1 pseudogene is annotated in these 278 nt (G+C 71.9%); it reads right to left on the bottom strand.

The window, feature by feature from the left end:
- Nucleotides 1-278, bottom strand: a pseudogene (locus ACLJNW_RS24675) (type I secretion system permease/ATPase); the annotation flags it as partial.

The raw sequence follows: 278 nt of genomic DNA, 5'->3' as shown, positions 1-278 counted from the left end.
GGCGTTGCCCTGGATCGGCATGTCCAGCCCCAGCGGGTGGCCGCGGACGAAGGCGCCCAGGCCGACCCCGTCGAGGGTCTCCAGCAGTTCCTCGTCGCCCAGCGCGGCGTTCTCCAGGTTGAGGTTGTCGCGCAGGCTGCCATGGAACAGCGCCACGTCCTGCGGCAGGTAGCCGATACCGCGCTGGCGGTCGGCCGGGTCGATCTGGGTCAGGCTGACGTCGTCCAGCAGCAGGCGTCCCGCCTGCGCGTCGAGCAGGCCGCTGAGCAGGCGCAGCA

This window comes from Salmonella sp. SAL4457 (assembly GCF_046548235.1).
Classification (GTDB): domain Bacteria; phylum Pseudomonadota; class Gammaproteobacteria; order Enterobacterales; family Enterobacteriaceae; genus Salmonella; species Salmonella enterica.
Note: the sequence above shows the minus strand (reverse complement) of the source record. Positions and strands in the feature narration are given on the sequence as shown.